At 42.3% G+C, this 10,445-nt stretch carries 3 protein-coding genes, 1 tRNA gene and 3 pseudogenes; 4 read left to right on the forward strand and 3 right to left on the reverse strand.

Annotated elements, in window-relative coordinates; translation table 11 throughout:
- The first annotated feature begins 224 nt into the window (after nucleotides 1–224).
- From FDW94_RS00930 to FDW94_RS00940, 3 genes and pseudogenes are all read left to right on the forward strand, one after another.
- Nucleotides 225–309 (forward strand) — tRNA-Leu (locus tag FDW94_RS00930).
- Between the two features lie 163 nt (nucleotides 310–472).
- Nucleotides 473–1,150: pseudogene (locus FDW94_RS00935) on the forward strand (integrase arm-type DNA-binding domain-containing protein); the annotation flags it as partial.
- A gap of 78 nt (nucleotides 1,151–1,228) precedes the next feature.
- Nucleotides 1,229–2,165 (forward strand): annotated as a pseudogene (locus FDW94_RS00940) (IS3 family transposase).
- 174 nt (nucleotides 2,166–2,339) lie between these two features.
- On the opposite strand, the gene FDW94_RS00945 reads toward FDW94_RS00940, so the two are convergent.
- On the reverse strand, nucleotides 2,340–4,874 hold the full coding sequence (locus tag FDW94_RS00945) for an ATP-binding protein (protein WP_137376982.1): 2,535 nt from the start codon (nucleotides 4,872–4,874) through the stop codon (nucleotides 2,340–2,342).
- A 176-nt stretch (nucleotides 4,875–5,050) separates the two neighbouring features.
- On the opposite strand from FDW94_RS00945, the pseudogene FDW94_RS00950 reads away from it, so the two are divergent.
- Nucleotides 5,051–5,368, forward strand: a pseudogene (locus tag FDW94_RS00950) (primase-like DNA-binding domain-containing protein); the annotation flags it as partial.
- A 713-nt stretch (nucleotides 5,369–6,081) separates the two neighbouring features.
- On the opposite strand, the gene FDW94_RS00955 reads toward FDW94_RS00950, so the two are convergent.
- Together FDW94_RS00955 and FDW94_RS00960 are read right to left on the reverse strand one after the other, a co-directional pair.
- Entirely contained in the window at nucleotides 6,082–8,604 is a 2,523-nt protein-coding gene (locus tag FDW94_RS00955; RefSeq protein WP_249358208.1) for a BsuBI/PstI family type II restriction endonuclease, read from the reverse strand.
- 400 nt (nucleotides 8,605–9,004) lie between these two features.
- Complete coding sequence (locus tag FDW94_RS00960; protein ID WP_137376983.1) at nucleotides 9,005–9,877, reverse strand: phosphorothioated DNA-binding restriction endonuclease; 873 nt, start codon at nucleotides 9,875–9,877, stop codon at nucleotides 9,005–9,007.
- Nucleotides 9,878–10,445 lie beyond the last annotated feature (568 nt).

Here is a 10,445-nt window from a genome sequence, read left to right on the forward strand (position 1 = left end):
ACATCGTGTTTCCCTCAGTGTGGTGTTGAACTGGAAGTGTAGAGCATGGGGAAACGGGACGCTTCGCAGAAGGGGGGATTAAGGAGGGGGCAAACTGTTATGAGGGTTACAGCTAAGAAAGGTAATGCTGAAATTTTCAACACTTAGCGAGCCAGACACACGCTGGCGCTTGCATGGTGGCGCATGACAGGTATAATCCACAACGTTTTCCGCATCCCTTCCGTGCCGGAGTGGCGAAATCGGTAGACGCAGTTGATTCAAAATCAACCGTAGAAATACGTGCCGGTTCGAGTCCGGCCTTCGGCACCATTAGTACTTCCAAGACCATCCGAGAAAGTCCACCAAACCCTTTAAAATCAATGCTTGCAGCGGTTTTTATATCCTGAGTCGTCCGAGGTAGTCCGTTGAAATCCGGATGCTGTTGGGGGCATAACTGGGGGCATCTTAACTTCGATTAGAAATGTGCCCCCAAATGAAGCTCAACGCCAGACAGGTCGAGACAGCAAAGCCAAAAGACAAAACCTACAAAATGGCCGATGGCGGCGGTTTGTATCTCGAGGTTTCGGCCAAAGGTTATAAATACTGGCGCATGAAATACCGACGCCCCTCTGACAAAAAAGAGGATCGCCTAGCTTTTGGTGTTTGGCCTACTGTGATGCTTGCTCAGGCAAGAGCAAAACGTGACGAAGCTAAAAAGCTGTTAGTGCAGGGCATTGACCCAAAAGCCGAGCAGAAAGAAGCTCAGGCCGAGAATTCTGGGGCATTTACTTTCGAGACTATCGCTCGTGAATGGCATGCTAATAACAAGCGTTGGAGTGAAGACCACCGATCGCGCGTTCTACGCTATCTTGAGCTATATATCTTCCCTTATATCGGTTCATCCGATATTCGCCAGCTCAAACCCAGCCACCTGTTAGCCCCGATTAAAAAAGTTGATGCCAGTGGTAAGCATGACGTAGCTCAGCGTCTTCAGCAGCGTGTCACGGCCATTATGCGTTATGCCGTACAGAACGATTACATCGACTCGAATCCGGCCAGTGATATGGCTGGTGCGTTATCGACAACCAAAGCGCGATATTACCCGGCTTAACCTTCCAGCCGGTTCCCTGAGTTTCTTGCTTGTCTTACGGCATATCGTGGCCGTGTAATTGATCTTCTCCCTGAAAACAGTACCAGGCTAAACTGAAGTCTTCGGTCTTTCTTCCATCTCACTGAGAGGCGCATTGCCATGAAAAAGACCCGTTATACCGAAGAACAGATTGCGTTTGCACTGAAACAGGCCGAAACCGGCACCCGCGTCGGGGAAGTCTGCAGAAAGATGGGTATTTCTGAGGCCGGCTCAGAAGCGCCAGGCGGTACATTTCCTGCGAGAGGCATACCGTATCAGCGTCCGTCGGGGATGCGGATTGCTGATGCAGAGCAGAACTGTCTACCACTGGCAGAGTCGGCGTGACGATCGGGCAATAACGCTGCGCATCAAGGAAATTGCGGAAACACGAATACGCTACGGTTGTCCGCGCATTCACGTTCTGCTGCGACGAGAAGGTTGGCTAATTAACTATAAGAAAACACACCGGATTTATTGTCTGGAAGGCCTGAATTTGCGCAGGAAACGTCCCCGCAGGCATATCAGTGCGGCACACCGTCAGCAGTGTCCGTCCCTGACGTACATCGATCAGTGCTGGAGTATGGATTTCGTGTCGGATAGTCTGTTTAATGGACGGCGCTTCCGGGCGCTGACTGTAGTGGATAATTTTAGTCGGGAATGCCTGGCGATCCATGCCGGAAAATCATTGAAGGGTGAAGATGTGGTCCGGGTAATGGAAGCGCTGCGGGTGCTGGATAATCGTCTGCCGGTACGTATTCAAACAGATAACGGTAGCGAGTTTATCTCGAAAAGTCTGGATAAATGGGCGTATGAACACGGTGTGACGATGGACTTCTCCCGCCCCGGAAAACCGACAGATAACCCGTTTATTGAATCGTTTAACGGAAGCCTGCGGGATGAATGCCTGAATATTCACTGGTTCCTGTCGCTGGAAGATGCGCAGGATAAACTCGAGAAGTGGCGCAGAGAATATAATCATGAGAGGACACATTCATTATTAAATGACATGACTCCGGCTGAATTTATCCGGAGCCTGCAAAAAGACGAAGATCTCTGATTTAGCACTGCATTGATTTTGGGCCAGGGTCAATTTGGCCGGGATCTCAAAAAATGCCTGGAACTAAAACGGGTCTATTTACACTATAATAACCTATGCTTTTGCTAAAGCATAAATTGGAACTGCTAATTAATATAAATTAGCAGCCCATTTATTTAACATTAATGAGTGTTTTTATTTTCTATATACTGTCACCCATCTTGAAATTAAAGTGCCATTCACATCGCCAACTGTCATATAATCACTAGCTTCTTCAAACTCAACATCAGTTGAATTGATTGTTTCTTTCAATACTTGGTTATAATCTATTTTACTATGGATTAATGAGCTAATGATATCATCAAATAATGTCCCTTCATTATCTATTCGAGGCCAACGTTTAGATGGTATTAATATGACATTATCATCGAGGATGAAATCATCTTCGAATTCGGAACTTTTCACATCATCATCTTCATCCTCGTCATATTCTATTCTACTGTCAATTACAGAAAACTCAGTAACATTTGATATGAATTCTATTATGTCATTTAGAGAAGATCTGTTTTCACCTATATACCATACCTGTAAATCCTCATCTGGTATAAGAGAATGTAATCGAAGTAAGTGAGTGGTTGACAGCAAAGGTTCACTCCTGACTAAATTAAGAGCCCAGTTTCTCCATGTTTCTAAAGGGTAGTCAGGTATAGCATCATTTCTTTCTGCTTTTTCATTATTCTTGTGTGAGATACATACGCCATTTAGACCAAAAATCTTACCTGCGCAAGCCCCCTTGTAGGTCACACTTGCAGAAGGTCTTTCTGTTAGATAGAAGTAAGGACTCTCGGCAATTCTTAATCTTCCTACTATACTTTCATTGTAAATTAAAGGGTATAATTTTCTTTCTAAACTATCAGGTTTTAATCTGGATAGTAGTTCTGCATCAGATATTTCAGTCCAGTCATTGGCTGTTAAAATTCTTTCTTTTATACCATTAAAAGAAAGGGTTATATCTGTTTCACAAGTGGGAAGTATCCACTTTATCAATTGTGAAAATTTCTTATGAATTATTTTATTATCTTCATGGTCTTCAGTATTTTTTAGTGATAATAAATCTAGGAATACTTCGTCCTCAATAACTAACGAAACTATAGTACCATGCTTTTTTAATTGCTCATTATCATTCGGACGAGAAATAAAAGGTCTTTCGATAAGACCTCCTTGAAAAGTAAGTTTCCAATGAGTGTTATTCTCATCATTTTTTGACTTGTACCTGTTAGTTATAACAGTTATTTTATTCGACAACATAAACGCTGAATAGAAACCTATACCGAACTGCCCAATTGAGCTGAACCCAGTTTGCGCTAATTTAGGGTGCTCGTATCTTATTTCATCATTATTCCAGAGTGATTTTCCGAAATCTAGAAGTATATTAGATAATACATGTCTACTCATGCCGAGACCATTATCCATTATAGATAGAGTCCAGGTTTTATTTTCATTTTTAATTAAAATTAAACTTATTAACCCCTCATGGCTATCAAGATACCCTAGTTTTTTTGCTGCAATTATAGCATCAAGTCCATTTTGTATTAATTCTCTAATCCCAACGTAGTTTTTTTCACCATATAAGGCTTTTCCTCCTAGGGTTGAAATCAATCTTGGTAGGTTGCTAACATGAATAGAAATATCTTCTGGTTCCCATCCTTCAGCCTTAACATATTTTGAAAAGTTTTTAGGTGAGTCAGAGCCTAAAACTTTTTTTGCATCGAGGAGTTCTCTGTCTGCATCAGATAAATAATTGTATGCATCTTGCAATTCATTATTTATCATTTTTGCCGTATCAAATGCTAACCACCATGAAGTTCGCTCATCTTCTGAGAATGAAGAGCCTGAGGATATTCTCAAAAATTGATTGTCAATTAATGTGGCACGGCCTAATTTGTTTTGAAAATGCCAATGTTCTTTAGATATTCCAGCAGGGGAAAGATAACTATAGGAGTATGTTGGTGCTCTTCTTGAATCAATGTGAGCAGCATCAGCCGTTCGTAATATAAAAGCTATTTTTAGTGCGTCGACCTCCCATGTGTTTTTGTTAAAAAATGCAGGGGCGTTAATCCTCCGTTCAAGAAAAGTATCATATACTTTCTTTGAGCTCCAGTGATGGCTTTCTGCAATTTCTCCAATTAAATCAGAATAATAATTTCTTATTTCTTCATCAGAAATCATAAAATAGTAACTTTGCGAGGGTTCAGACATCCACGAGCGTTTAATAAGTTGTCTCGCTTGATTTGCGTGTAGTTGCCTTACTATTTCAAATAGGGCTCTTCTCTCATCTTCAGAGCCTGGTCTAGGCTCGATGCCTTTAAATTTGAGAGCGATCAAATCCTTCCATTCATCCTTTTCTTTCAATGCGCTGAAGCCGCCATCATATGCGATACTTACATGTGCTGCATCATGCAGAAGAAATGCCCCTCCTAATACATATGCTTCCATTGGGTTTAAATATTCTTTATCACCAATTATCTGGTCTGCCACATCCCATAAAGAATCAATATGAATTATATCATGTATAGTTAATCCAGGTAGTTCTGTTTCTATATTTTTAACTAAAGGTTCAACTTTTTTTCTAAAATCAAGAAAGCTAATCCTTAACTTCTCAATATCCTCATCATTAGTTTTTCCTAAAGTTGTTTGCCAGAGTCTAGACTTTTCAAAAGTGTATGTCACAAGAATGCCTTTTCATCACAAGTTAGAGATGTTGGTACCATACTATCTGAGTGTTTTACCATCAATAACTACATTTTGTAGTGGGCTTAATTTTAGGTACAAAATTTTGGTAATGCGAATAACGTATTAATATTCAGAATGATTTTATTCTGCGCGTAATGCTCTTTCCGCCACGCGACCCGACATTCGATTTTTGCGGTTATCTGGAGGCACTGCCCGAGCCTGACGGTATGTATATGGGGAATGCGAATATCATCCCGCGACAGCCGCGCCTGTACCTGTATCACGCCTATCTGGTTTACATGGAGGCGCACGGCTAAAAGAACACACTCAGCCTCACCATGTTCGGCAAAGGACTGTCATCGATACTGAAAGAGTACGGGCTGAATTACGCCAAGCGGCGAACAAATCAGGGGATGTAGACGAACCTTGCGCTCAGGGAGGAAAGCAACGCCGACTGGCTGCCCCGGTGCGACGAAACCACCGCGACATAACCTACCCGGACCGGCATCAGCCGGTCTTTTTTAACCTTAAATCCCGGAAAGTGAACAGTAAAGTGTTCACTGTTTACGGACTGTTAACCGCATATCATATTGAAAATAAAGATAAATAATGGCAGTTGAACAGTTTTCCGTAAAGAAATTTTTTAGGTTCTTCGTTCTTCCGGTTTGCATCCGTAGCACGGAACCAAACCGGAGATCATGTTTTGAAGTTATTAATCTTTCTTATTGAAGTGTTGCCGTTTGAAGGGGGTAAAAAGTGATGGGGGCACAAATGGGGGCACTTTAATGAGCTGTGGTAAATAAAGTCTTTTTATTTAACATGTTAAGATATGATTTGAGTTCGGCCTTCGCACCAAGAATTTTTTATAGAACAAGTAGATAAGAATAATATTTTATTCTTCCACATGTAAAAAATGCATGAATCCTTGCCCGTATAAAAGCCAATGTGCATGATAGTGACTTTGGTATGTTAATACATGGCCATAAGTAGTTCCTTCCCTTATCGTTAAGCCGTATGTTCCTTAGAAACTGAAATGCGTGCCATAGTTTAAATATCTTTAAAAACAGAATGATGAAGTCTTTTGAAACTTGACGTGTAGCTTTATTCGGATGTTCTTCTATGGGGTAGTGATTAGTTTTTTTGTTTGTACTGATGTGGAGCCGGATACATTCGGCTCCATTGACGGTTGGATCAAACAGTTTGCTTAGGTGTGTGGTCCAAGGAACCGATCGCCATTAAGATGTATCATATGAGTAGGGGCATCAGCCACCCAGACTTCGGTTTCCCAAGACAACTCGATAAGATATTTTGCCATCAACTTACGGTCAGGGAATGCTGTAACATAGACCAGCCCTGGTTTAGCATTCGCAAATAACTTTGCTAATTCACCATGACGCTTTCCATCGACTGGGCCGTGTGAAGTAACGGATTCAATTAGCAATAGCCAGTTGCGTTCTTGCCAATAGAGAACAACATCGGGCAGTTTCCCTTTCCGGTCAACTGTAACTCCTAATTCTTCAAGTCTTTCTTTTCTGAAATGATCTTCTTTTGCGCCAGTATCACCGATGTAAATAACTTCTGCATCAGGTGCAAAGCGAGGACCAAACTCAACGATGATATCCTTGATCAGTTGGCTATGTGCTCCAGGACTTAAAATCAAATCTGTACCATCATTCAGTTTTAAAGGGATCATTTCCATTTTTCTTGCCATAGCATATTGCTCAACTAATGTTGATATGTTAGCCATATGCTCCTCGAGTGCTTTTTCCCATTTAGCAGTACCATAAGTTAGCAATACTTTATGTAGCTCAGGGGCTATCTGATAACAAGCCTTAGGGGAGTTTACCGGACGATTAGGTTCATCTGGGTTATATAAGGCTATTCCTCCATCACAAAATTGATGAAGAGTCTGTCGGCGGAAAGTTTCGCGAGTGTTTGGGGCATATTCTTTGCCATATATATCTCTACACCAATCCATTATTGGTGTTACGCCGATCATTGGGCGTTGAATTTTATCCCATTCGCCATCAGGATGAAGATCAAGCAATGCAAGCAAGGTTAAAGCTGAACGTTCGTTTATTTGAGCACGAGGCATCCCAAGTTGGCGCAATACATCAAGAGCTTGCTCTATTTTTTCCTGAGATTTTAATGGGTCCGTCATTTTTCCTTCAGTCATAAGATCTAACTCCCTGTTAATAATTTCATCAATTTGATTCTGGTTCAGAATCTCATCACCCAACTCGCGTCCCATTTTTCGTAATACTTTTAATGAAGGGTAGTGAATTGATCTCAGGTCAGAAGCATTAACTTGCGTATGCCCTCCGAACTGGCGGTAATATTTATCAAGTAAAGTGCAGTTAAGGTAAACATAAAGCCCACGGGCAAGGTCCGCATCCATACCAACTTTCTTAATATGGAAAACATTAGTTTTATTCTCAAAACCGATAAGTTCCCCCGGTAGGGATGAGTCATATAATGTTGCAACGATTCGACGTTTTTCTTCCTTACTGCTAAATCGTTTTATAATCAAGAAGTTACCTTCATTTTTCCAAAGCCATGGGAGTGATGAAGCTGAAACCCTAATCGCATTGGGTTTTTTTCCATCAAGAGGCCAAATAACCTTCCCATTTAAATGTTGAGGAAAAAGAAGTGGTACTGACTCTGAGTCAATACTTTCACGAAGATCTTCTCGAAGTCGGAAGTTGACCACTGGCCCAGTACTTACTTGAATATTTAGATCATCTAAAGTCGAAGTGAAAGGCGATAATCTTTCGATAATGTCCTGCTCTCTTGGACTTGCAGCAATATGAATAAACTTTTGTTTATCAACCGGATTAACTATATTTTCTATTGAAACCTTCCGTAATGTCATATCAGTAGCCGTGATTTGCCCTGACTCACCATCAAGTTGAAAATCGGAGGTTGGGCTTGATGTGATTGTAACTTGTCCTTGTGCAACACCTTTAACACAATGAATAATAATATTTTCTTGAAGAACTTCATCTTCTGCAAAAGCAGTATTTCGGGTGTCAAAAATGTGGATGTGCTTGATGGAGGTTTCCGAAAGTAATTGTTCGCGGAAAGGCTGATAGTACGGGCCATTACAGAATGAGCGTGGAATAATTGCAACTAATTCTCCACCTTTCTTCAACCGTTTTAGGGCTAATGCAACGAAACCTGAGTATAAATTGACGGTTTCTATACCCGCACTACTTAGCGAGATTCTATGTGGGCTTGAAGAGAGAATTTTTTTATATGGAGGATTCATAATCACATGGCTGTAAGTCTCAATCTCTTCACTACAAGCATGATTTTTCAACAATAGACTTGTATCTATAATGAAATCCATTTTATTGATTTTATAAGATAAAAAACCTTTTCTGACCTCGCTGCAAGCATTCAATGTCTTTTCTAGGAACGGTAGCATCACATCTTCAATATCAAAGACATCAAGCTGTATGCTCTTGACCTGCGACACCAGGGCTCTCTCTATGAATGCTGCAGATAGCGACCCAACCCCGCAACCAGGGTCAAGTAGTTTTAAATCACCTTTGATGTCGTCAAACAGACTCGCCATAAACAAACATATTGGAGCCGGGGTCATGAACTGACCCAGCGCAGATTTAGTCTTTGGGTTTAGTAACTTATTCGCTTCTTTTCTGTATTGTTCGGCCAATTCCAACAAGCGCATCATATTTCCACTTTGTAACAAAAGTTCAAACTGCATCCTGTTTCTATGTCATCTGGAGAGGCATCAAAGCCAGAATGCTTCGTATGGAGACAATGTTACTACAAACAGAGGTGGCACGAAGAGAGGCTGTGAATAAAACTGATTTGTTATGGGCTTGTGTAGACTGTTAGGCGTAATTTTTAGGTCTCCAATCTCCGATGGTTGGAATCCTCAAATATCAAAGAGATGATCGAATGCCTTTAGCCGGTAGAAGGCGGATTTACGGATTGCTATCCTGCATTGCTGCTGGTGCAAGACCTTGTGCCAATAATTCCCGCACCTGTTCACCGATTGCTCTCGTAGAACTATCGAAATACTTGCTTTCTGATTACGTATGTTTGATTCCTGCAATCCGACCGTTCCGCTAAATGTGTCGGTGCGAGTCCGGCCTTCGCACTCACCTTCTAAACACCTCCTTCCTGTGCCACTCCACAAACCCTTCTTTTGGGTAATTCTCTCGCATCATCGGTAGCGCTATCGATTTACCGTCGAAATCCCAGAACAGTCTGCCCACCATACCGCTGCCATTCACTGCGGGCGACACTTGAACCCGCATACTCTCATCCAGCCCAATCGAACCTTTATCAAAGGCTTTATGATGAATTGCACACAGCGCCAGGCCGTTTGAAATCTCGCACGGGCCGCCGTGCTGTTTCCATTTGATATGGGCGGCTTCCAGGGCGACTGAGGTGCTGTCGTGGCGCATATTGAAGCCACAAATGGCGCATTCATAGTTATAGGCACGCAGAACCTGCTGGCGGAACAATGGGTCCCGCTGTTTGCGGATTTGCAGGATATCAAATCCCAGTTCATCCGCGATCTCTTCCTGGATGCTTTCGGTGAAGTGAGCCTCGAGAATTTGCTGTGCCAGGGTGTTAATGAGGTTTTTGCTCTTTTTCAGCAGGGCAAAATGCTGTTCATCAAAACCTCCGGCAACGTTATGCGTCACCAGTTCTCCGGCGGGGGGCTGTTTGCTGCTGCCGGATGTTGAACAATGCTCGGCGTTTTGTAGCTCCCAGAACCCATCTCCCTGTAAGCGCCAGAAGGGCATATCCGGGCGGTACTGCGCGCGCTGTGGCCCAAATCGCTCCAGCAGGCTATGCAACGGGTCGCGAACTTCCGACCCGTAGTCAAACAGGCGACCGTGACCCTGCTGATACCCCGCCAGCACATGAAGCAGCAGCAGAGGCTTGTGCGGAGCACGCTGCTCGCCTTTACGCCAGATGGTGATGTCGGCAATTGCCCGTTGCAGGGATTTACTGGAAGTCATTGATTTCATTTTCGGGTAAATAATTGCGATGATGCTCGCAAAATATCACTTAATCAAGCGTTGCTGTGTCTATTTCGGCCAACACTAAAAACAATATTCATTATCGAATTCGCAGATTAAATAAAACACTTTTTTCGCCATATTATTTTTAAGTTATTCATGCTTATTCATAGGGGGGGGTATAAAAATAAACCTTGCTTTAGTAAGTGTTATTTTTCTAACTATACGAAAAGAAAAGGTTATTTCCTGGGGTGTTATGCTGGTTTCTGCTTATTAATAAAAGCAATATCGGTAATTTGAAGTGTTGGGTTTATCATATTTTAAACATTCATTACATTCCCTTTATATTTTTGAATGTTTGGCAGAAATAGGACGCTCGGTTCCCAATACACAGAGCGAAATAGATATGGGTGAAGATAAAAATTATTCCCTTTGACGAAACGGTCTACGGATACACCACATCAAAAAAGGCGCCAGTGGGCGCCTTTATACCTGACCATCACCCCTCTGGTTTTGCGAGATGGATAAGCGTGTCGACACGCGCGGGGGAGAGCGGTTCGCGCGGCTG

Source organism: Citrobacter sp. wls757 (genome assembly GCF_005280935.1).
GTDB classification, from domain to species: Bacteria; Pseudomonadota; Gammaproteobacteria; order Enterobacterales; family Enterobacteriaceae; genus Citrobacter; species Citrobacter portucalensis.

Excerpts from the sequence above, each read along its gene's own strand:
- FDW94_RS00955 (WP_249358208.1), bottom strand. The coding sequence starts at position 8,604 with ATGCAGTTTGAACTTTTGTTACAAAGTGGAAATATGATGCGCTTGTTG.
- FDW94_RS00960 (WP_137376983.1), bottom strand. The coding sequence starts at position 9,877 with ATGACTTCCAGTAAATCCCTGCAACGGGCAATTGCCGACATCACCATC.